General features: G+C 61.6%; 18 protein-coding genes. 15 read left to right on the forward strand and 3 right to left on the reverse strand.

Going from position 1 to position 23,049, the window contains the following annotated elements; translation table 11 throughout:
- Positions 1–54: 54 nt before the first annotated feature.
- The 9 genes from BANT918_RS00890 to BANT918_RS00930 all read left to right on the forward strand — a co-directional run bounded on the left by BANT918_RS00890 (position 55) and on the right by BANT918_RS00930 (position 12,068).
- The gene (locus BANT918_RS00890) at positions 55–807 is read left to right on the forward strand and encodes a YebC/PmpR family DNA-binding transcriptional regulator (protein WP_101618554.1); all 753 of its coding nucleotides are present in this window, start codon (positions 55–57) and stop codon (positions 805–807) included.
- Complete coding sequence (ruvC, locus tag BANT918_RS00895; RefSeq protein WP_101618555.1) at positions 807–1,403, forward strand: crossover junction endodeoxyribonuclease RuvC; 597 nt, start codon at positions 807–809, stop codon at positions 1,401–1,403. The genes BANT918_RS00890 and ruvC overlap by 1 nt, the downstream gene beginning before the upstream one ends.
- Before the next feature lie 374 nt (positions 1,404–1,777).
- Positions 1,778–3,841: an HNH endonuclease signature motif containing protein gene (locus BANT918_RS00900; RefSeq protein WP_101618556.1), complete on the forward strand. Its 2,064-nt coding sequence runs from the start codon at positions 1,778–1,780 to the stop codon at positions 3,839–3,841.
- 107 nt (positions 3,842–3,948) lie between these two features.
- The gene (gene ruvA, locus BANT918_RS00905) at positions 3,949–4,569 is read left to right on the forward strand and encodes a Holliday junction branch migration protein RuvA (RefSeq protein ID WP_101618557.1); all 621 of its coding nucleotides are present in this window, start codon (positions 3,949–3,951) and stop codon (positions 4,567–4,569) included.
- A 35-nt stretch (positions 4,570–4,604) separates the two neighbouring features.
- Entirely contained in the window at positions 4,605–5,648 is a 1,044-nt protein-coding gene (gene ruvB / locus BANT918_RS00910) for a Holliday junction branch migration DNA helicase RuvB (RefSeq protein ID WP_101618558.1), read from the forward strand.
- Positions 5,649–5,729: 81 nt separating this feature from the next.
- Positions 5,730–6,338 carry a preprotein translocase subunit YajC gene (locus BANT918_RS00915; protein ID WP_233430305.1) on the forward strand — a complete coding sequence of 203 codons (609 nt, stop codon included), beginning with the start codon at positions 5,730–5,732 and terminating at the stop codon, positions 6,336–6,338.
- Between the two features lie 33 nt (positions 6,339–6,371).
- Positions 6,372–8,744 carry a protein translocase subunit SecD gene (gene secD / locus BANT918_RS00920; protein ID WP_233430306.1) on the forward strand — a complete coding sequence of 791 codons (2,373 nt, stop codon included), beginning with the start codon at positions 6,372–6,374 and terminating at the stop codon, positions 8,742–8,744.
- The gene (gene secF, locus BANT918_RS00925) at positions 8,741–9,757 is read left to right on the forward strand and encodes a protein translocase subunit SecF (RefSeq protein ID WP_101618560.1); all 1,017 of its coding nucleotides are present in this window, start codon (positions 8,741–8,743) and stop codon (positions 9,755–9,757) included. The genes secD and secF overlap by 4 nt, the downstream gene beginning before the upstream one ends.
- A 16-nt stretch (positions 9,758–9,773) precedes the next feature.
- Positions 9,774–12,068, forward strand: coding sequence for a RelA/SpoT family protein (locus BANT918_RS00930; RefSeq protein WP_101618561.1), 2,295 nt, complete (start codon positions 9,774–9,776; stop codon positions 12,066–12,068).
- A gap of 160 nt (positions 12,069–12,228) precedes the next feature.
- Here the strand turns inward: BANT918_RS00930 and BANT918_RS00935 are convergent, their stop codons facing one another.
- Complete coding sequence (locus BANT918_RS00935; RefSeq protein WP_233430307.1) at positions 12,229–12,789, reverse strand: hypothetical protein; 561 nt, start codon at positions 12,787–12,789, stop codon at positions 12,229–12,231.
- 96 nt (positions 12,790–12,885) lie between these two features.
- Positions 12,886–14,238, reverse strand: coding sequence for a DUF349 domain-containing protein (locus tag BANT918_RS00940; RefSeq protein ID WP_101618562.1), 1,353 nt, complete (start codon positions 14,236–14,238; stop codon positions 12,886–12,888).
- Positions 14,239–14,358: 120 nt separating this feature from the next.
- Here BANT918_RS00940 and BANT918_RS00945 point away from each other — a divergent pair, with 120 nt between their 5' ends.
- The gene (locus BANT918_RS00945) at positions 14,359–15,003 is read left to right on the forward strand and encodes an MBL fold metallo-hydrolase (protein ID WP_167389349.1); all 645 of its coding nucleotides are present in this window, start codon (positions 14,359–14,361) and stop codon (positions 15,001–15,003) included.
- An 85-nt stretch (positions 15,004–15,088) separates the two neighbouring features.
- On the forward strand, positions 15,089–16,423 hold the full coding sequence (gene hisS / locus BANT918_RS00950) for a histidine--tRNA ligase (protein WP_101618564.1): 1,335 nt from the start codon (positions 15,089–15,091) through the stop codon (positions 16,421–16,423).
- A 22-nt stretch (positions 16,424–16,445) separates the two neighbouring features.
- Here the strand turns inward: hisS and BANT918_RS00955 are convergent, their stop codons facing one another.
- Positions 16,446–16,820, reverse strand: coding sequence for an ArsR/SmtB family transcription factor (locus BANT918_RS00955; protein WP_101618565.1), 375 nt, complete (start codon positions 16,818–16,820; stop codon positions 16,446–16,448).
- A 119-nt stretch (positions 16,821–16,939) separates the two neighbouring features.
- On the opposite strand from BANT918_RS00955, the gene aspS reads away from it, so the two are divergent.
- The 4 genes from aspS to rpsD all read left to right on the forward strand — a co-directional run bounded on the left by aspS (position 16,940) and on the right by rpsD (position 22,884).
- Positions 16,940–18,724 carry an aspartate--tRNA ligase gene (aspS, locus tag BANT918_RS00960; protein ID WP_101618566.1) on the forward strand — a complete coding sequence of 595 codons (1,785 nt, stop codon included), beginning with the start codon at positions 16,940–16,942 and terminating at the stop codon, positions 18,722–18,724.
- Positions 18,724–20,208 carry a replication-associated recombination protein A gene (locus BANT918_RS00965; RefSeq protein ID WP_101618567.1) on the forward strand — a complete coding sequence of 495 codons (1,485 nt, stop codon included), beginning with the start codon at positions 18,724–18,726 and terminating at the stop codon, positions 20,206–20,208. The genes aspS and BANT918_RS00965 overlap by 1 nt, the downstream gene beginning before the upstream one ends.
- 81 nt (positions 20,209–20,289) lie before the next feature.
- Positions 20,290–21,960, forward strand: a complete 1,671-nt coding sequence (locus tag BANT918_RS00970) for a cation:proton antiporter family protein (RefSeq protein ID WP_233429203.1) — start codon at positions 20,290–20,292, stop codon at positions 21,958–21,960.
- 324 nt (positions 21,961–22,284) lie between these two features.
- On the forward strand, positions 22,285–22,884 hold the full coding sequence (gene rpsD / locus BANT918_RS00975; protein ID WP_180957260.1) for a 30S ribosomal protein S4: 600 nt from the start codon (positions 22,285–22,287) through the stop codon (positions 22,882–22,884).
- Positions 22,885–23,049 lie beyond the last annotated feature (165 nt).

Here is a 23,049-nt window from a genome sequence, read left to right on the forward strand (position 1 = left end):
ACGGTGTGCTGAGCGTATAGACTCTAGGGGCTGTATCTATAGGAAGGAACACCAGTGTCAGGTCATTCCAAATGGGCAACGACTAAACACAAAAAAGCTGCCATCGATTCTAAGCGGGCCAAGCTCTTTGCCAAGCTGATCAAGAACATCGAGGTTGCCGCTCGAAACGGTGGGCCTGATCTCGAAGGCAACCCGACGCTTTTCGACGCAGTTCAGAAGGCGAAGAAGAACTCGGTTCCTGCCGACAACATCACCCGTGCTGTCAAGCGCGGCGGCGGCCTCGACGGCTCTGCCGTGAACTACGAGAACATTCTGTACGAAGGCTATGCCGCCGGCGGCGTCGCCCTCCTCATCGAATGCCTGACCGACAACCGCAACCGTGCGGCCTCGGAAGTCCGCGTGGCAGTGACGCGCAACGGCGGCACCATGGCAGACCCCGGATCGGTCACATACAACTTCGACCGCAAGGGTGTCATCATCGTTCCTGCCGAGGGAACCGACGAGGACTCGATCGTCCTGGCCACCCTCGACGCGGGTGCCGAAGAGGTCAAGGCCGAAGGCGAGACCTTCGAGATCATCTGCGAGGCCACCGACCTCGTTGCCGTGCGCACAGCACTCGTCGATGCAGGCATTGACTACGACTCGGCCGAGGCATCCTTCGTGCCCGGGATCGAAGTCAGCTTGGACGCGGACACTGCAAGCAAGGTCTTCAACCTCATCGATGCGCTCGAAGACAGCGATGAGGTTCAGAATGTCTACTCCAATGCGGATGTCAGCGACGAGGTTCTTGCCGAACTTGATGCCTGATGAGAATCCTCGGTGTTGACCCTGGCCTGACTCGGTGCGGGCTGGGTGTCATCGACACCCTGCCCGCCCGCAAGGCCGCAATGGTTTCAGTCGATGTGCTGCGGACACCGTCCACGGATTCTGTGGATCTGCGTCTGGGTGCCCTCGCCGAGGCGTTCGACAGCTGGTTGGACGCTTACCGTCCCGATGTCGTAGCCATCGAGCGCGTATTCGCCCGCAACGATGTCTCCACGATCATGGGCACCGCACAGGTCTCGGGCCTGACCATGGGTCTTGCCGCGAGACGCGGACTGCCGGTGGCGATGCACACGCCTTCCGAGGTCAAAGCCGCCATCACCGGATCGGGACGAGCTGATAAGAAGCAGGTCACGAACATGGTGACTCGGATACTCGAGCTCGATGCCGCGCCGAAGCCCGCCGATGCCGCGGATGCTCTCGCGATTGCCATCTGCCACTCGTGGCGCGGGGCGCTCAGCGCGCAATCGACACCCGGGGCGAACAAGGACCTGAATGAGCGCAAGAGCGCTGGTCGCCAAGGCGCAGGTCTGACGAAAGCACAGGAGCAGTGGGCCAAGGCCCTTCGCAATTCCAAGTAGTGTCGTGGCGGTTGGGTGCCCCGCAGTCTCTCTGCTTCGCCGTCATTCCTGCACCCCACTCCGACATTTCACCGTCATTCCATTTCGCAGTGCGAAACAGGTGTGACGGTTCTTTTGTGCGTCAGCCCGTGTGTGCGAACGCGGCTGTCGGCGCGGTGACTACTGCGCTGTTCTGATGGACTTTCGTCGTTCTGTGTTCGCAGTTCTAATCCTTCTTGGCAGAACATGGATGCCACCGAAGAATAATAGAAAAGCATAGAACGCAATGAATGTCGCATAGAAAGAATCGAATATACATCTATGCAGGATGTGTTGGAGTGTATATAATAGGACTATACACGCAACAACGTTGTTGACGAACGGATGCTCAGACGATGACTCTCACCCCCGACCGGACACCAGGAAAGAGCGGTAAGCGCTCACCTGGCACCGCCCCGGGCGAGTCCGCAAAAGACCCGCAGGTACCTGGCGCACCTGCGGGGGAGTCTGCCGCAGGCCAAGGTGAATCGTCGTCGGTGTCGGAGCCGACATCGTTTCGTGAGCAGCTTGAGGCCGCCGGAATGGACCTGACGGGCAATCCTTTGGCGGGGAAGCTCGATTCGATCGCAGCAGTTCCAGCGACGCCCATCGACGACCACGACAATGACGATTCTGACCGGCACAGCACCGAGGGCGCCCAAGCCGATGAGCGAGTTCCTCCCGCCCATTCTGGAACGCATATTGATGGCGGTGGTACCGACCGGTCCGCGACTGCCGACGAATGTGACTCGACTGCCGACGTGTTGCATCCACTTCTGTCGGATGCAGAATGGCGCGACCTCGACCGACTTGCCCCTGAGCTGACTCGCAGCATCGGTGATCTCAGTGTCTTCAAAGACGCACTGCTGAGACTCGAACGCCCCCTCGGGCCTGATCACGCGATGACGGTCGTCAACGGGATCGAAACCGCCACTCGCATTCTCGAAGCGATGTCAGCCGTCGCTCTGTCGGTCTATGAACGGTGCGGGACACCCACCGACTACGGAGCAAAGACGACGAAGGCGCTGGTCCAAGACCGGTTGAACCTGACCGGGTATGAGGCCAACCGACGTGCCGAGCTTGCGAAGAACCTTGGCAGCCGCGTATACATGACGGGCCAAGCCAGAGAACCCGTCAACCCGGTCGTTGCCAAAGCCCTGCACTCGGGAGTGCTCTCAGCTGGTCAGGCGACCGCGATCAACGACTGTCTCTCCAAACTGCCGATCTGGATATCCTCCACCGTTCGCGACAAAGTCGAAGCGGACCTAGTGGAGAAAGCACCGCGTGTTCGAGTTTCAGACTTGAAAACGATCTTCGGTACGATTCTGGACCGGATTGACCCGGATGGAGAGGAACCGAAGCTTCCGCCCGATCGCTCGCGTTGTCGCATCAACGTGCGAGCCCGGGATGACGGCTACTGGGATCTCAGTGGCATCTTAGACGCAGTCTCAGGAGGAATCCTCAACGGACTGCTGACCTCCCGCATTCTGCCGGGTGGCAATTCTGAAAACGCACAGAGCACACCGGGTTCGACGGGTGGTCAGCAGACTCACGATGGCACGCGCACAACAGGTGTTACGCGTACAACACGTGGCACGCGTACGGCTGCGAAGGACGAGGCGCCTGCCGAGCCTGAATTCGACATATTTCGCGCCGTTCTGGCAGGGGATGTCTCGGACGCACCGTTGCCACACGATCTACCCGAGGGCCACCCGGACTGGAGTGCCGACACAGGTGGTTCCGATTCGGCCGTTTCTGGGTTTTCGAGCTTCGGCGTAAGCGAAGACGGAGCGATGGTCGACACGAGCAAGAGCCAAGGAACAGTCCGCAATCGAATCTACGAACGATTCGCAACAATGATCTCCCGGGTCGAGATGGATCGGATAGGGCGCGGTTCGCCATTCGCCTTGGTCGTCACCGCTAAAGCCGAAGACATTGCGACCGGAAAAGGGCGCTCGATCACAGGTTGCGAAGCCGAATTTCCGATATCAACGGCGGCCGGCGAAGGATTGAACGGATCAGTCTTCTTCCACCTCATGTCGGACCAAGCCAAAACGATGGAAATCGCTACCGAAGGGCGATATGCCACGAACAGACAAGTGGCAATACTCGCAGCCAGAGATCAAGGCTGCACATTCCCCGGATGCGATGCACCGCCGGGATGGTGCGATGCTCACCACATTGTGCCCTGGGCTGATGATGGCAAGACCGATATCAACAACCTCACATTGGCGTGCGGACTGCATCACCACCTGATCGACAGATCAGACTGGTACGCCCGAATGCTCCATGACGGCCGACCCGCATGGATCCCGCCACCGAGCATCGATGTCGAACGGCGCCCGATTCTTCACTCCAGATTCGTCGCGCAAGAAATCATCGACGGACTGTCCGACGGGAAGGAGTCTCCACTGCAATGATGTGCAGGTGATGTGTTCCGGACGGTCCACTGCAGGGCGGAGCCTTGGTATCGTCGGTATGTCGAGTCAGGTCCTCGGGAACTAGCTGATAGCCTGGATTCGTACATGTGTTCCCACTCGAAAGGCAGGCCGTGATCAGTTTCCTCAGCGGTACGGTCCATCGCATCGCAGCTGACCACCTCGTCATTCTCACCTACGGTGTCGGACGCAGAGTCAACGTCACGCCGGATACCCTTTCAGGCACTAGGCATGGTGCAGACATCGAACTGGTGACCACGCTGGTTGTGCGTGAAGACTCCATGACTCTCTTCGGATTCGGGACCGAAGACGAAAACCATACGTTCGAAGTGCTGCTGTCGATCTCTGGAATCGGTCCGCGCCTGGCCATGGCGATTCTGTCGGTGATGGGGCCGGGCGAACTGGCAGCCGCAATCTCGAATCAGGACGCCAACGCGCTGACTCGCGTACCGGGTATCGGCAAAAAGGGTGCCTCCCGGATCATCCTCGAGCTCGAGAACAAGCTGCCCAAGCTCGCGCCATCGGAGCAAGGGCCGCAGTTGTCTTTCGGCGGTGCGAATCAGCAGGTCGTCGATGCACTGGTCGGTCTTGGCTGGAAGGAAGCTCAAGCCGCCGACGTCGTGCAGGAAGTGGTCAACGATCTCGGCCAGAATGCCGGCACATCTGTGCTCCTGAAGGCCGCTCTCAAGGTTCTGGGTGCTAGGAAGTGACTAGCTCCTTTGATGGTGGAAGCACATCCTATGAAATGGAATTCGGCGATCAGGACCTGACAGGCGCCGAGGAAGAGCGTTTGGTCTCGGGTCGCGCAGAGACCGCTGAGCGCGATGCGGAAGCTGCGCTTCGTCCCAAGGGACTGCAGGATTTCATCGGCCAACCTCAGGTCCGCGAACAGCTTTCCCTCGTGCTCGATGCGGCGAAGGCACGGAACAGGGCCCCTGACCATGTGCTGCTCTCGGGGCCTCCCGGACTGGGAAAGACGACATTGGCGATGATCATTGCGCATGAGATGCAGTCGAGTCTGCGCGTCACTTCGGGGCCGGCAGTTCAGCATGCAGGAGATCTCGCAGCGATCCTCTCATCCCTGGAAGAAGGCGAAGTCCTCTTCATCGACGAGATCCATCGGATGGCTCGTGCCGCAGAAGAGATGCTCTATGTCGCGATGGAAGACTTCCGTGTCGACGTCATCGTCGGCAAAGGTCCGGGAGCCACAGCGATTCCGCTCGACCTGCCCCAATTCACCATGGTCGGAGCCACGACTCGCTCCGGTCTGCTTCCCGCGCCTCTGCGTGACCGGTTCGGTTTCACCGGACTCTTGGACTTCTACTCAAGCAACGATCTCTTGACTGTGCTGAAGCGGTCAGCGCACATGCTCGGAATCGAAGCGGATCTTGCGGGTCTGAAGGAGATCTCAACCCGGTCTCGCGGCACTCCTCGCGTTGCTAACCGGCTCCTGCGAAGAGTCAGGGACTGGGCGCAGGTGCGCGGAACCGGCATCATCGATGAAGCTGCGGCACTCACAGCACTCAAGGTCTACGAAGTCGACGAACTCGGTCTGGATCGTCTTGACCGCTCAGTGCTGCAAGTCTTGTGTAAGCGCTTCGCCGGGGGACCAGTTGGACTTGGAACCATTGCTGTCTCCGTCGGAGAAGAGGCCGATACCGTTGAAACCGTATCGGAACCCTACCTTGTGCGGGAAGGGCTGATCAGCCGCACTCCGCGCGGTCGCGTTGCGACGTCCGCAGCCTGGAAGCACCTGGGAATGCAGATCCCAGCAAACTATGAGTTCTGATCCCGGCAATTGAGTTCGCCTTGAGTACTGAGTACGAACTAAGGTAGTGGACTGGTTCGTTCTTATGAAAGGTAGATACCTGTGGATTTGTTGATCCCTCTCGCGCTTGCTGCGCTGCTTATTTTTTTCCTATTCAATTCTCGGCGTAAGCAGAAGGCGCGTGCAGAGCAGATCAAGACGGGACTCGTCCCCGGGGCTACCGTGATGACGACGTTCGGTGTTTTCGGCACGGTCCTGTCCATCGACGATGAAAACAACCAGGTCACTCTCGAGTCGAGCCCCGGCACTGTCCTCCGCGTTCACCGTCAGGCAATCGGCCAGATCAACAACCCCGAAACCCAGACTGCCGCCGCCGACGGTGCTGTCGCAGGGTCGCCCGACGTTGCTAACGACGCTGAGAGCGGCGATTCCCCGGCGATCACCGATGCGGAACTCGACGCTATGAATGAGCGTAAACGGGCCGAGGGCACCACCGGCGAAGCAGAATTTCCCGCGGACGATGTCGTCGACTCTGACGCCGAACTGAGCACGGATGCTGATCAGCTCAAGGCCGACGGTGCAGATTCGATCAATCGCGATGATGTTCCCGGTTCTGAGCGTGCCGATGATGTCGTAGATGGCACCGGTGACACCGATGCTGACGCATCCGGCACCGATTCTTCCGATCCTGAGAACAACAAGAAGAACTGACTTCGCTCACTGCACTCAATCGAAAGCTGAAACGTGTCCGATATTGAAGAAAAACCACGTCCTGGTTTGCGCTTCGTATGGTTGTCGATCATCGCTGCACTGCTCCTCGGCATCATTGCCGGAGGTGTCGTGTGGTCCGATGCCACAACCACTCCGAAGCTCGCTCTCGACCTCGAGGGCGGAACCTCGATCATCCTGGAACCCCAGGTTTCGAAGGACACGGACATCAGCAAGGAACAGCTTGACCAGGCTGTGTCGATCATTCGACAGCGTGTGGACTCGACCGGTGTGTCTGAAGCCGAGATCACGACTCAAGGTGATCGCAACATTGTTGTGAACCTGCCGGGCAACCCGGACGAGGAAACTCGCAACCTGGTCCGTTCTTCCGCTCAGCTCGTCTTCCGTCGAGTCGCCCTCGTCGGTGACCCTCGTTCCCAGGAGGAGATCCAGAAGGAACAGAAGGAACAGGAGGAGAGCGGCGGGGGAGAGCAGCAGGACCCCTCCGAAGGACTCACCGACGAGCAGAAGAAACGCCTCAAAGAGCTCACCGGTGGCAGCGCCGGCGCTCAGGCGGACGCCGGTGCGCAAGGCGACGGCAGCGAGCAGAGCGGTGCGGGAGCACAGGGCCAAGACAGTGACGATGCACCGGCGGGCGGCGGCGATGTCGCCAACGCCGGTGGAAGCGTTCCCGGGCCCGCGGGCAAGGACGCTGCGAAATCAGGAGATAAAGGCGGAAAGAGCGGTTCCGGTGACAGTGACGACACGAAGGTCACCGATGAGACGCCGCGGCCGCTGTTCGATCCTGAGAAGGACGTCGACAAATGGCAGACCGAGGCCATCATCATGGAGTACACCGAACTCGACTGCACCGACCCGAAGAACCGGACCGGTGGAGAGCAGCGGCCATCCGATGAACCAGTAGTCGCCTGCGGCAAGGACGGAGAGGCCAAGTACATTCTGGGTCCCGTCGAACTCTCCGGCGATCATCTCGCTGACGCCAACTTCGGATACGCCTCCGGCGCCAACGGAGTCCAGACCAACCAGCCTGCAGTGAACCTCAAGTTCGATGCCACCGGACGTGAGATCTTCAAGCAGATCACCTCGGACATCACCGGTAAGCAGCAGCCGTACAACCAGTTCGCCATCGCGCTCGATGGCCTTGTGCTTTCAGCGCCGTCCTCAAACGCCGTCATCACCGACGGAAACGCGGAGATCTCGGGTGCCTTCACTCTTGACGAGGCACAGACACTGGCCGATCAGCTCAAGAATGGCTCCCTGCCGTTGAGCTTCCAGGTCCAGAGCGAGGAACAGATTTCGCCGACCCTGGGTTCGAACTACCTCAACATCGGTCTGCTCACCGGCCTCGTCGGTTTGATCCTCGTCGTCATCTATTCGCTCCTGCAGTACCGGGTGCTCGGACTCGTCACAGTCTCGAGCCTCGTCGTCGCCGGCGTACTGACGTATCTGCTGCTGATTCTGGCTTCGTGGAGATACGGTTATCGACTGTCCCTGGCAGGTGTGGCCGGTATCATCATCGGCATCGGCATGGCAGCGGACTCGTTCATCGTCTACTTCGAACGCGTCAGAGACGAATTGCGCAGCGGCCGAAATCTGCTCTCCGCGGTCGAGGTCGGTTGGGATCGGGCCAAGCGCACCATCTGGGCCTCTAAGGCAGTGAACATGCTCGCCGCGGTCATCCTCTACGTGCTGGCAGTCGGTTCCGTGCGAGGATTCGCCTTCACCCTGGGGCTGACAGTGATCATCGACGTGCTCATCGTCTTCCTGTTCACTCACCCGATGTTGGAAGTGCTCTCGCGTACCAAGTTCTTCGGTCAGGGCCATCCGATGTCCGGTATGGATCCACGGCTGTTGGGGGTCAAGTCCGCTGCCTATCGTGGCGCGCTCAACCTCAGCATCGACGACGACGAGAAGTCGCCAGAGGCGCGCCGACGGGAGAAGGCTCGAGCCCGGAAGGCAGGAATGTCCTCAGACGCCGAGACAGAATCGGCCGAGCAATCGACTGCCGAATCGACTTCCTCCTCTGGGGACTCGTCTGCATCCTCTGGGGACTCGTCTGCATCGTCGAAGTCGAAGGTCAGTTCCGCCACTGGACCTTCCGGTCAGCCACATGGCACGACCACTGAGATCGAACCGTCGAAGAAACCTCATTCCTCGGGTTCCGACGAGGTATCTGCCTCCAACAAGCCCGTCGATGAGCCAAGCGATGCGGATGATGCGGCAGAGCCGAAGGGCTTGAAAGCTGCTCAGCCCGAGAGTAAGTCGAAGAAGAAGACCAAGTCCCCGGCGATCTCGGGGCGGACCGGCAGCACGATCGCAGAGCGAAAGGCGGCTGCGAAGAAGGCTGCCGACGATTCTGCCGACAAGGGCAAGGAGGCAGACAAGTGAAACGGTTCTTTGCCTGGGGCAACCGGCTCCACAACGGTGAGTCATCGATCCCCTTCGTCGGGAAGGCCAAACTCTGGCTGCTGATCACCGGCGCCCTGGTCCTTCTGTCACTGCTCGTGCCGTTGATCGCAGGATTCAACTTCGGCATTGCCTTCAAGGGTGGATCACAGTTCCAGATCGACCACGTATCCGACACCGCAACAGCTAAGGGCGAAGACATCGTCGCTGGGGTCGTCGATGGTTCCGAACCACGTCTGACTCCGACGAGCGACACCGCGGTGCGGATTGAGACGAACCAGCTCAGTGATGATCAGATGCAGGAAGTCCGTGACGCTCTCGTGAGCGGATACGACGTCAAAGCAGAAGACGTCACATCCACGTTCGTCGGCCCCGAGTGGGGCCAGGACGTGACCGAGAAGATGATTCGAGCTCTGGTCATCTTCGTCGGCATCGCAATGATCGTGATGGCGTTGTACTTCCGGACCTGGAAGATGTCTCTGGCGGCGATCGTCGGACTGTTCGTCGTCATGATCGTGACGACGGGCATCTATTCCGCGACAGGATTCGAGATCACACCTGAGGCGGTGATCGGCTTCCTCACAGTCTTGAGCTTCTCGCTCTACGACACAGTGGTGGTCTTTGACAAGATCAGAGAGAACACAACTCGGTTCAAGGACAAACGCAACCTGAAGTTCTCCGAATTGGTCAACCTCGGGGTCAATCAGACGACAGTTCGCTCGATCAACACCTCGGTCGTCTCCGTGCTCCCGATCGCATCGATTCTGTTCATCGGCGTGTTCCTTCTCGGCGCCGGAACCTTGGTCGACATCTCTCTGTCGCTGTTCATCGGTACTATTGTGGCAGCGGTTTCGACGTTGTTCGTCGCCAGCCCTCTTTACGCCCTTCTACGGTCGAATGAACCCGCGGTCAAGGAGCAAGAAGAGGCTGTGCGTGAATTACGCTTGAAGAATGGAGCAGAGGATGTTCCACCGGTGATTCACTCCGAGGTCTGAGCAGAAAGGGGATGTCATGGCTTCTTCCGCCGATTCGCGCCGTCCGCGAGGCATCTCCCGCTTAGCGTGGTGGGCGGCCAGGGCGCAGAGCAACCCTGGCTACCCACGTGTCCTGGGTCCGATGATCAGGGCGCTGCAGTCCAACCATCCGAAGGCCGACATCGACCTGGTGGTCCGGGCATATCAGATCGCAGAACAGGCTCACCGCGGGCAGACCCGCAAATCGGGTGATGACTACATCACGCACCCCGTGGCCGTGGCTACGATCTTGGCTGAGATCGGCATGCTGCCGGTCACTCTCGCCGCCGCGCTGCTCCATGACACGGTCGAAGACACGTCCTACTCGTTGACCGAACTCACTGAGGAGTTCGGCCCCGAGGTCGCCGCGATGGTCGACGGGGTGACCAAGCTCGACAAACTCACCTATGGCCAGGCTGCACAGTCGGAGACCGTGCGGAAGATGATCGTGGCAATGGCCAAGGACATCCGTGTTCTCGTCATCAAGCTCGCCGATCGTCTCCACAACGCGCGCACCTGGCGTTTCGTACCCGCTTCATCAAGTACGAAGAAGGCTCGGGAGACCCTCGAGATCTATGCCCCCTTGGCTCACCGTCTGGGCATGAACACGATCAAGTGGGAACTTGAAGACCTGTCCTTTCAGGTCCTCCATCCCAAGGTCTACGACGAAGTAGTGCGCCTCGTCGCCGACAGGGCACCCGAACGCGAGAAGTACCTGGCCACGGTCTCCGATGAACTCCAATCGGAGCTCGTGCAATCCAGTATCGAAGCCGAGATCACCGGGCGGCCGAAGCACTACTACTCGATCTATCAGAAGATGGTTGTCCGCGGACACGAATTCGCCGACATCTACGACCTCGTGGGCGTTAGAGTCCTCGTCGAAACCGTTCGCGAGTGCTACGCCACGCTGGGCATAGTCCATGCCCGTTGGAGTCCTGTGCCAGGACGGTTCAAAGACTACATTGCGATGCCGAAGTACAACATGTACCAAAGCCTGCACACGACGGTGATCGGACCAAACGGGAAGCCCGTGGAGATCCAGATCCGAACCCATGAAATGGATCGGCGTGCGGAATTCGGTGTCGCAGCCCACTGGAAGTACAAGGACCGCCACAAAGCTTCGAAGGCCGTGACGTCGAATACCGCACGGTCGGTCAAGGTCTCAGATGACGGCGAAGTTGATGACGCCGCCTGGCTGCGGCAGCTGCTGGAATGGCAGCGCGAGGTCAGCGACCCCGATGAGTTCCTCGACAACCTCCGCTATGAGGTGAATTCGAGAGAGGTCTACGTCTTCACCCCCAAGGGGGACGTGATGAGTCTGCCGGCAGGGGCAACACCCGTCGACTTCTCATATGCGGTTCACACCGAGGTCGGTCACAAGACCATGGGCGCCCGGGTCAACGGTCGACTGGTCGCGCTAGACACCGAGCTGAAGAACGGCGACTCAGTCGAAGTCTTCACCTCGAAAGATGAGAACGCGGGACCCAGCCGTGACTGGTTGGGCTTCGTCAAAAGCCCACGCGCACGCAGTAAGATCCGCCAGTGGTTCTCCAAGGAACGCCGCGAAGAGGCGATCGAGAACGGTCGCGAACAACTGGCGCGGGCAATGCGTCGCCACACGCTCTCGGCCTCGGCGCTGATGAGCCAGGAAGCACTGCAGGTTGTCGCCACAGAGTTGCGCCTTCCCGATGTCACTGCACTCTACGCCGCGATCGGCAATGGAGTGAGCTCGGCCGCCCACGTCGTTGATCTGCTGGCTAAAGAGGTCCGAGACGACGACGATGAGCCGGTTCTGCCGCCGCCGCGAAATCGTACTGGTCAATCCTCGGGTCACCATTCCTCGTCCGGGGGAGTGACAGTCCGAGGCGTCGACGATGTCCTGGTCAAACTCGCCCGCTGCTGCACACCGGTGCCTGGTGACGATATCCTCGGGTTCGTCACCCGCGGTTCGGGCGTGTCTGTGCACCGTGTGGACTGTCCCAACATCTCGTCCCTTGAGCGGGAGCCTGAGCGAATGGTCGATGTCTCCTGGGGAGAGAAGACCAGCGGGATCTACCTGGTTCAGATCCAGGTGGAGGCCCTGGACCGCTCGGGTCTGCTCTCGGATATCACGAAGGTTCTCACCGAGACCCACGTCAATATCCTGTCTGCCACGGTCGCCACTTCCCGGGCCCGGGTGGCTCAGTCTAAGTTCGTCTTCGAGATGAGCGATGCCAGCCATCTCGACACCGTGCTCTCAGCAGTTCGCAAGGTTGAAGGCGTCTTCGACATCTACCGCATCGCCGGGGGCTGACAGCGTCCGCACGCGATTCTGCCAACGATTCCGTGCGCATCGCCCGTCAACAGGACCCGTGCGCAGGGACTGTGCGCAGTGCCCGTGTCTCGACGCCCGTGTGACGACGCGCCCGGGTACAGCGCGCGAGCACGGCGTCTGGGCCCAGAACGAACCAGGATCAGCGTCTGTCGCGATCTGATGCGGCGCATGTCCGCTCGAAGACTGTTCGCATGTGAGCAATATAGGGCCTGCGAGACATATCGGCCAGATACAGTCGGAACCGTTGTCGGACTCTAGTGGGAAGTTCGTCGATGAGATTCTTCACGGACCGGGCCGACCGTTCGTCGGGGCTGCGCAGATGCGGGAGCAACAGATCGTAGAGCGTTCTGTCCTGCGTGGTGATGGGCAGATCGTTGATCAGTTCCCACTCGTCTGCCGTGATCGTGAGCTCATGAACGACGACGTCGCAGCCGTCGACATAGCGCCGCCTCGGATAGGTGATGAACGTCAGCGGACTCGGAGCCCGGCCCAGGCCGCTGTGGACCCACCAGGCGATGTCATGGGAGAGCACAAGGCGCGGTGGGATCTGGGCCTGTAGCGCCGCCATGCGATCCTCTGAGCTGAGCACTGCACCCCTGCGGACCCAAGTGGACTCGGTCAGTCGAGTCAGCAGACCATCGAGCGTCAGCTCGGTGAGGTGCTCATAGCTGTAGTCGCGCAGATGAAACATCGCCTCCATACAGCCACTATCGCGCTGTATGGAGGCGTGTTCAAGACCGAGGACTCGATCTGTGGATAAGCCGCGACTCATGGTCGCCAGGCTGTGGAAGCTGAGTCAGCCCAGTTCGGCAGCTGTCTGAGCCAACTGATCGCGCCATGCCCGACGCGCGTCGAGGGCCGACTGCGCGTCGGCGACGGCCTTCTCGTCGCCGCCGGACTGCGCCTTCTCATACTTCTGCTCCAACTCGGCGATCGAATCGTCGAGCTGGCTCAGCGCGCCGGACGTACGGGCCTTGGTCTCCGGGTTGCTGCGTTTCCATTCGGCATTCTCTGCATCGGAGAGCGCGCGTTCGACGTCACGCAGTCCGCTCTCCATGCGAGACACGTCGGCACGAGGTACCTTGCCGGCGGCCTCCCATTCGTCCTGAATGACGCGCAGTTCCTTCTTCGCCACGCCGATATCGCCGATCGGCAGCAGGCCCTGCGCTCTGGCCAAGATTTCCTCCTTGACCTCCAGGTTGCCCTTGTACTCTTCGTCGACGGCAGCATTCTCTGCATCGCGAGCGGCGAAGAAGACGTCCTGGGCGGCACGGAAGCGGGCCCACAGAGCGTCATCGTCCTTGCGTGAGGCACGTGGAGCCTTCTTCCACTGGCTCATGAGGTCCTTGTACTTCTGAGACACATTGCGGAAGTCGGTCGAATCTGACAGCGACTCCGCCTCGACAACGAGCTTCTCCTTGATCCGCTTGCCCTCGGAGTTCTGCTTGTCGAGCTCTGCGAAGAATTCCTTGCGCTTGTGCTCGAACGTGTTCCGAGCCTGCGAGAAGCGGCCCCACAGCTCCTGGTCCACTGCACGCGGCAGCCTGGGACCGCTGCGTTGCATGTCCTTCCACTGGCCGAAGAGCTCACGCAGACGTGCCCCGGACTGCTTCCACTGGATCTTTGCGGGATCGCGTTTGGCCAGTGACTCAGCCTCCGCGACGATCTCTTCGCGTTCCTGCGCGGCCTCGAGCTTGGCCGCCTCTGCACGGGCAGCCTGCTTCGACTCAGTGGCCTGTGCATCCGAGATCAGGGTGTCCAAGGTGGCAGACAGGCCCTTGAGATCACCGACGACGTTGGCCTCGGGCAGAGTCTCCTGCAGAGTCGTCGCAGCCGAGACCACCTCGCGACCTGGTGCGCCAGCGGACAGACGATTGCGGAGCAGAGCCGCGTTCTCCACGAGTTCGACGTACTTCTTCGCGAAGTACTCCAAGGCTTCATCAGGACTGGCATCGGGATACTGCCCGACCGCACGTTCGCCATCGGCGGTGACGACGAAGACATTGCCCTCTTGGTCAGCGCGGCCGTGCTCGATTGCGCGTCGGACTTCCGCATCATGATCAACGGTTGTCCCGGTCACGGTCCGGGCCGCCTGTGGACGGGGCAGAGAGGACGGGCGCGGGACCGGCTTCGGGGTCGGGGTCGACATGATTACTCACCTTGTTTCCATCGGTCGAACCTGCAGGACTCTGTGCCTGCAGATCACTCGATTTCCTGATTGACGTTATCCCAGCATAACCAAGCCCCAGGCTCTGGATAGACTTTGAGCATGGATGTATTTGTGACCCGTGCCGAATTTCTCGAAGTCAACTGTTACGCCGTGCGTGCCGAAGGCCATGACGACTGCATTTTCGTCGACTCAGGATTCGACTGTGCACCTGGCCTTGCCGAAATCGTCGACGAGGAGAATCTGGTGCCTCTCGCCATCTTCCTCACCCATGGTCACCCCGACCACATCCTCGGACTGACCAACGTTCTGGCCCGCTGGAATGTGCCCGTCTACCTGGGAGACTCCGACCGCTACCGCCTGGACAAGCCCGCCGAAACTCTCAGCCCGCAGTTCGCCCAGATGCTTCAACCGCTCGTCAAGGACTGGTCGGCACCCGAGGTCAACGCTCTCATCGACGCACAGACTGTGGAGGTCGCAGGGCTCACCATCACCGCTGTGGCCGCACCCGGGCACACGGAAGGTTCGACTCTCCTGCGAGTGCAAGCCGACGGTGAGGAGATCATCTTCACCGGCGATGTGGTCTTCGCCGGAGCGATAGGCCGGGTGGACCTCCCGGGCGGAGATGCCTCGGCGATGGCAGAATCGCTGCAGGCGTTCGCGACGCTGCCCGACGTACCCATCTATCCTGGACACGGTCCAGGCTCCCGTGTCGGTCACGAACTGGCGACGAACCCGTTCTTCTAGAGACGAACCCGTTCCTTTCATTCAGACCAACCGACCACCGACAGCACCCGAACCCCATCAGAGACGACGAGCACCAAGGAGAACAATGGCGAAGTCAGCCCGACTGTCCGGATTCCCGGAACGACTTCCAGCAGAACGCGTGATTGAGAAGTCGATCATCGACGTCCTCGAACACACCTTCGCGCTGCATGGATACTCGGCACTCAACCACCGTGCAGTCGAGCCGATCAGCCAGCTCGCGAAGGACGGAGAGATCGACAAAGAGATCTTCGCCGTGAGCCGACTGCACTCTGAGGGCACCGAGCGCAATCCACTGGGTCTGCACTTCGACCTCACTGTGCCGCTGGCGCGGTTCATCGCCGACAACGCCAACGAACTGTCCTTCCCGTTCAAGGCGGCCCGGGTCCAGCCGGTGTGGCGCGGTGAACGCCCCCAGCAGGGTCGGTACCGCGAGTTCATCCAGGCCGATATCGACGTCATCGCCGAGGCGGAGCTGCCCGGACACTTCGAAGTTGAGATTCCGCTTGCCGTGGCCGATGCCTTCAGCCGGCTGGCACCGCTGGGCGTGCCCGGGGTCAAGATCGTGGTCAATGATCGCAGGCTCCTCGAGGGGTTCGCTCGTGGCATCGGACTGGCGAACATCCAGGCCGTCCTGCGCTGCCTGGACAAATACGACAAGATCGGTCCCGCCGAGGTGGGCAAGCTGTTGGCTGCCGAAGCCGACGCCGACGAGGAACAGCAGCGACTGTGCCTCCAACTGGCTGCGATCGAGTCGGATTCGCCGGACTTCGCAGACGACGTGCGGGCGCTCGGAGTCGAGCACCCATTGCTCGACGAGGGCCTTCAATCCCTGACCACGATGCTTCGCGCCGCCCATGAGAGGGCACCTGGCGTCGTTGTGGCACAGCTGAAGATCGCGCGTGGACTCGACTATTACACGGGAGCCGTCTACGAGACGCAGCTGATCGGGCATGAAGAACTCGGATCGGTCGCCTCGGGCGGTCGCTACGACTCGCTGGTGACCGTGGGGAAGAAGTGCTATCCGGGTGTCGGGATGTCGATCGGCGTCTCGCGGCTCATGGCCTTCATCCTCGATGCTGACAGCGGCATCAAGGCCACGCGTGGAACACCCTCGGCCGTGGTCGTTGCCGTGACCGATGAGGACAAGCGCAGCGAAGCCGATGAGGTGGCCACCGCTCTGCGTGCCCGCGACATCCCCTGCGAGGTCTCACCGAGCGCTGCGAAGTTCGGCAAGCAGATTCGCTACGCTGAGCGTCGTGAGATCCCCTTCGTGTGGTTCACCGATGGTGAGAGTGGTCACGAAATCAAGGACATCCGCTCCGGCGAGCAGACCTCGGCGGACCCTGCGACCTGGGTGCCTGTCGAGGCCGATCGCCTGCCACGGGTGTATCGGGACTGACGTAGGCAGAGTCTGCCCTGATTCAGGAGTCGCTCGGGGGCGGGTCGGGTGCCAGAGACCCGTCCGGGGCGATGTGATCGAAGATCTCACGCACCATTGAGACCACGTGCGGGTCATCGACGGTGTAGAAGATTCGACGCCCGTCCCGGCGAGACGAGATCAGGCCCGCCAATCTCATCTTCGCCAGATGCTGACTCACGGTGGGTACGGCCGCACCGATCGCCTCGGCGAGGGAAGAGACATCGAGTTCCTGGTTGACCAGCGTCCAGACCAGACGCAGACGCGTCCCGGACGCGAGCATGCGAAACGTCTCCGCCGCCACCTCGACCTGCGCCGAGGTGGGGTTAGTTTCCACGTCGGAGTCGAGACCCTCCGTGCCTGTACCACCAGTGCTCATGTCATCCTCTTCCTCTTGCCCCGCGGCAGATGACCTGCAGTGGGCCATGCCGGTAATCGAGTGGCAAGGCACTATCATTGTTCACGCGCTGCCACATAAACATCGTAAAGGAGCCCTAGGTGCTGCGAAGCCATGAAACCGGAAGCCTGCGAGCCTCACACGCAGGACAGACCGTCACCCTCTCCGGGTGGGTCGACCGTCGTCGCGATCACGGAGGTGTCGCCTTCATCGATCTGCGTGACGCATCGGGGATCGTCCAGGTCGTCGTCCGTGAGGACGATGCGCACGCACTGCGCAACGAATCCGTCGTCAAGGTCACCGGTACCGTGTCCCTGCGCCCCGAGGGCAACACCAACGCCAACCTGCCCACCGGTGACGTCGAGGTCATCGACACGAACGTCGAGATCCTCAGCCTCGCCGAGGCGCTGCCTTTCCAGGTCTCCGACCACGCCGAAGACGCCGGCACCGTCGGCGAGGAGACTCGCCTGCGCTACCGCTACCTCGACCTTCGCCGGTCCGGCCCCGCCGCCACGATGCGTCTGCGCTCGGCCGCGAACAAGGCCGCTCGTACGGTCCTCGATGAGCAGGACTTCCTGGAGATCGAGACCCCGACCCTGACCCGGTCCACTCCTGAGGGCGCACGTGACTTCCTCGTTCCCGCACGCCTGCAGCCCGGCTCCTGGTACGCCCTGCCGCAGTCACCGCAGCTGTTCAAGCAGCTCCTGCAGGTGGCGGGCATGGAACGCTACTACCAGCTGGCTCGCTGCTACCGTGACGAGGACTTCCGTGCGGACCGCCAGCCCGAATTCACCCAGCTCGACATCGAAGCCTCCTTCGTCGAGCAGGAGGACATCATCGCCCTGGCGGAGAAGATCCTCGTTGCTCTGTGGAAGCTCATCGGTCACGAGATCACAACTCCGATCCCGCACATCACCTACGCCGAGGCGATGGAGAAGTACGGCAGCGACAAGCCCGATCTGCGTTTCGAGCTCGAGCTGCACAACCTCACCGAATTCTTCGCGAACACCCCGTTCCGGGTCTTCCAGTCCGACTACGTCGGCTCCGTCGTCTACCCCGGCGGAGGCACCCTGCCCCGCCGTCAGCTCGACGGCTGGCAGGACTGGGCAAAGCAGCGCGGTGCGAAGGGCCTGGCCTACGTTCTCGTAGCCGAAGACGGAACCCTGACCGGTCCTGTGGCCAAGAACATCTCCGATGAGGAGAAGACCGGCCTCGTCGAAGCCGCCGGAGCCAACCCTGGTGACGCGATCTTCTTCGCAGCCGGTGACCCTGCGAGCTCGCGTTCACTCCTCGGTGCGGCCCGCAATGAGATCGCCGAACGCACCGGACTCATCAAGGAAGGTGACTGGGCCTTCGTGTGGGTCGTCGACGCACCGCTCTTCGAATCCGCAGCCGCGGCACAGGCAGCAGGCGACGTCGCCGTCGGCGAGGGATCGTGGACCGCAGTCCACCACGCCTTCACCGCGCCGAAACCCGAATTCCTCGACACTCTGGAATCCGATCCCGGCGCTGCCCTGGCCTACGCCTATGACATCGTCTGCAACGGCAACGAGATCGGTGGCGGTTCGATCCGCATCCACCGCAAGGACGTCCAGGAACGCGTGTTCAAGATTATGGGCATCTCCGAGGAGGACGCACAGGAGAAGTTCGGTTTTCTCCTCGAGGCCTTCAACTTCGGCGCACCCCCACACGGAGGCATCGCCTTCGGCTGGGACCGCATCGTGTCCCTGCTGGCCGGGGTCGACTCGATCCGCGAAGTCATCGCCTTCCCGAAGACCGGTGCCGGATATGATCCACTCACCCAGGCGCCCGCGCCGATCACCGACGCACAGCGTGCCGAGGCCGGCGTGGACTTCGAACCGGAAGACGACAACGCCGAGGCCTGATGACCAACGGTCCTGACCTCTTCTCCTCCGATGGCCCGGACCAGGGAACTCCTGGTCCGGGCGTCGGGGGTTCTTCTGCCAGCTCGGGTCGAGCTCTCGACCCGCTGGCGGTGCGGATGCGTCCGCGCACCATCGCCGAGGTGGTCGGCCAAGACCACCTGACATTCCCCGGCTCACCCCTCGTCCAACTCGTCGAAGCCAGCGGGGGAGACCGGGCAGGAGCCTCCTCGGTGATCCTGTGGGGCCCACCCGGAGTCGGCAAGACCACCCTGGCTCACGTCATCTCCCACGCACCGGGCCGCACCTTCGTGGAGATGTCCGCCATCACCGCCGGCGTCAAGGACGTGCGGCAGGTGATCGAGAACGCCAGGCGCGAGCGTGACATGTATCAGCGCACAACCGTGCTGTTCCTCGACGAGATCCACCGGTTCTCGAAGGCGCAGCAGGACGCTCTGCTGCCGGCGGTGGAGAACCGCCTCGTCGTGCTCGTCGCCGCGACGACCGAGAACCCGTCGTTCTCCGTCATCTCCCCACTCCTGTCCCGCTCGCTGCTGCTCACGCTGCGTCCACTCGACGATGCCGCCATCGCCGATCTCCTCGACCGGGCGGTCACCAGCGAACGAGGCTTGGCAGGGGAATTCGAACTCGAGCCGGCTGCGAAGGACTTCATCGTCCGCATCGCCGGTGCCGACGCCAGACGCTCCCTGACGATCCTCGAAGCTGCCGCCGGCATCGCTGCCGCGCAGGCAGATTTCGCCGAGGCAGGTGCTGTCGACTCGTCTGATGCTGATGCTGATGCCGATGCCGATGCTGAGGACGAGGTCGAAGCCGAGGACTCCGAGACTCGCGCGATCCTCATCACCGAGGCCGCCTGTGCCGAGGCCAGTTCAGAAACAGTGCTGCGCTACGACAAGAACGGCGACCAGCACTACGACGTCGTCTCCGCATTCATCAAGTCGATTCGCGGCTCGGACGTCGACGCCGCGCTGCACTACTTGGCCAGGATGATCGTCGCCGGCGAGGATCCCCGCTTCATCGCCCGGCGCGTTGTCATATCGGCTGCCGAGGACATCGGAATGGCCGATCCGCAGGCTCTGCCGATCGCGGTGGCGGCATCAACGGCGGTGCAGAACATCGGCATGCCGGAAGGTCGCATTCCCCTCGCCGAGGCGGTCACCTATCTGGCCATGGCACCGAAGTCGAACGCGAGCTACCGGGCTCTCGACGCCGCGATCGCCGACGTCAAGAACGGGTTCTCCGGACAGGTGCCCACGCACCTGCGCGACGCTCACTATCCCGGTGCCAAAGAGCTCGGTCACGGCGAGAGCTATAAATACTCGCACGACTATTCTCACGGGGTCGCCGCCCAGGAATACCTGCCCGAGACACTGCGAGGGAAGCGCTACTACGTACCGACAGGCAACGGCATGGAGCGTTCCTTGGGGGAGCGACTCGAGATGCTTCAGAAACTTCTGCGACCCTGATCTCGACCGCCGCTCGCTGAATTCTGCGGCGGAAGCGCACCCTTTGAACTCTGGAACACGGTAGCTTTGTGCACAGGAAGAATGAGCGCCGCAGCCAGGGTCAGGAAGGCAGCGCCGGAAACGCTGAGGAGGTCCGACGTGCAGGACATCATCGTCACCATCGCGGTCGCACTCGTACTGGGCATGCTCGCCTATGAGCTGCGCATTCCTCCGCTCGTCGGCTTCCTCGGCGCCGGATTCCTGCTCCACGTCCTCGGCGTCCCTGCCTTTGAGGGCCTCGAGCAGGTCTCCGATCTGGGCGTGGTTCTTCTCCTCTTCACCATTGGGCTGAAATTCGACCTGCGATCTTTGCTCCAACCCGAGGCCTATGGCACTGCTGCCCTCCACATGCTCACGAGTGTCCTCGTCGGTGCAGGCACGATCGGGCTTTCGGCGGTCATCGGAATCGTCACCCTCGACGGTGGGTTGGGAACCATGGGACTGCTCGGCTTCGCGCTCTCCTTCTCCTCCACGGTGCTTGTGGTCAAGGTGCTCGAAGAGCGCTCCGACGACGGTTCGTACTATGGTCAGATCGCCATCGCCATCCTCGTCTTCCAAGACCTCGCCGCGGTCGCGTTCATCACCGTCGCGGGGGAGGAGCCGCCGAGTCTCTGGGCGTTCGCGCTGGTCCTTCTGATTCCCGCGGCATGGGTGCTGCGGCGCATCCTCGATCGGGTCGGACGTGGCGAACTGCTCGTGCTCTTCGGCGTGGTCACGGCGATGGGGCCCGGATACGTCGCTTTCGAATCCGTGGGCATCCACGGAGACCTCGGAGCCCTGGCGATGGGCCTGCTCTTCGCCACCCATCCCAGGTCCAATGAACTGTCCAAATCTCTGTTCAGCGTCAAGGAACTCTTCCTCGTCGCATTCTTCGTCGTCATCGGCCTCCAGGCGGTGCCGACCTGGACCGACCTGGCTCTGGCCCTGATCCTGTGTGTGGTCCTCATCCCCTTCAATTTCCTCAGCTTCTACCTGTTGGGCCGCCTCTTCGGTCTGCGCAACCGCACGAGCATCCGCACCAGCCTGGCTTTGAGCAACTTCTCCGAATTCGCGCTCATCGTCGTCGCAGTCGGCGTGGGCAACGGTGTATTCGCGCACAACTGGTTGACTGTCACCGCTCTAGCCGTCGCCATCAGCATGATCATCTCCTCGTTGGCCAATGCCTACAGCCTGCAGGTCGTGGCCCGCCTCGACGAGATCCTGCCGGAGGAGAACGAAGCCCGGCTGCGGCCCACAGACCGTCCGATCGACACCGGTGCCGCCGAGGTCGTGGTGCTGGGCATGGGACGCATCGGTCGCGGAGCCTACGAGCGTCTGGTCAACCGAGGAGGCCTGAGCGTCATCGGCATCGACAACGACCATCTCTTGGTGGGGGAACTGAAGAGGGAGAAGTTCAACGTCCTCGAGGGCGACGCCACGGACCACGAATTCTGGCACCGCCTGGTGGTCGGCGGCACCGCGCGCACAGTCATCCTGGCCATGGCGATCCACGATTCGAACACCTTCGCTCTCGACCAGCTGCGGATCGCGGGCTTCGACGGCACCATCGCCGCAGTCGTGCAGCGCCAGGACCAGGCCAGCCATTTCACCGATGCGGGTGTTCATTCCGTCGTCAACATCTACGGCGGCTCGGGTGCCGCTGTCGCCGACGCGGCAATGCGTCCGCCGACGGGCAGAGGACACGGCAGCGATGCTGATCACACGGGCGGCTGACCTGTGACCCAGCATTGGGAGTGGCTCTCTGCGTGGTGCCATCAGACGGCTGCCGAATTGCTCTGGGACGATGATCTCCCCAGCACGCATCTGCTCGCCGAGCTCGCGGGGCTCGCGTTGCGCCCGGCTGCAGACTTCCGCTAAGATTGGTTGCTGTTGTGCCTGCACGCTAAAGGCGGTCGGTGCGAGCGGATCTCGACGCTCAATCCCTCTTTCCCATCCAGGGAAACAACCGTGTCGACTAGGGCGAGAACCCATGGCCGGTCGAGACACACCATATTGATGAAAGGTAATACTGTGCCAGCACCAGCACGTAACCGCCGGATGACGCGCGTCTCGCGCGCCCTCGGCATGCCGCTGACTCCGAAGGCGGAGAAGTACTTCGAGCGTCGCCCGTATCCTCCAGGCGAGCACGGCCGTGCACGTCGTCGCAATGACAGCGACTACTCGGTCCGCCTCAAGGAGAAGCAGCGTCTTCGCGCCCAGTACGGCATCCGCGAAGCTCAGATGCTCAAGATCTACAAGGAGTCCAGCCGTCTCTCCGGTCTGACCGGTGAGACCATGGTCGAGCTCCTCGAAATGCGTCTCGACGCACTGGTGCTGCGTTCGGGCTTTGCCCGGACCATCGCCCAGGCGCGTCAGTTCGTCGTGCACCGTCACATCACCGTTGACGGTCAGCGCGTCGATCGTCCTTCATTCCGCGTGAAGGAAGGACAGACCATCCAGGTCCACACCAGGAGTGCGTCGATGGATCCGTTCCAGGTCGCCGCAGCCGGTGGACACAAGGATGTTCTCCCTGCAGTCCCGGGTTACCTCAACGTCAACCTCGAAGGTCTGCAGACCACCCTGCTTCGTCGCCCTAAGCGCGAAGAGGTTCCTGTGACCGTCGACGTTCAGCTGGTCGTCGAGCACTACTCGCGCTGATCACCCCAGCGGGATCGCACGGCATCAACTGCCCGGAACGTCGAGTTCCGGGCAGTTGTGCATTCACCCGCGGGTCGGCGGCGCGCAGCGTCGGCACCTCGCATAATGTGGATGAGCCACTAAACTAATCACTGATGAGTGCAAGAGTGCACACGCAACATGTGA

The sequence above is a fragment of the Brevibacterium antiquum CNRZ 918 genome, from assembly GCF_900169145.1.
Taxonomy (GTDB): domain Bacteria; phylum Actinomycetota; class Actinomycetes; order Actinomycetales; family Brevibacteriaceae; genus Brevibacterium; species Brevibacterium koreense.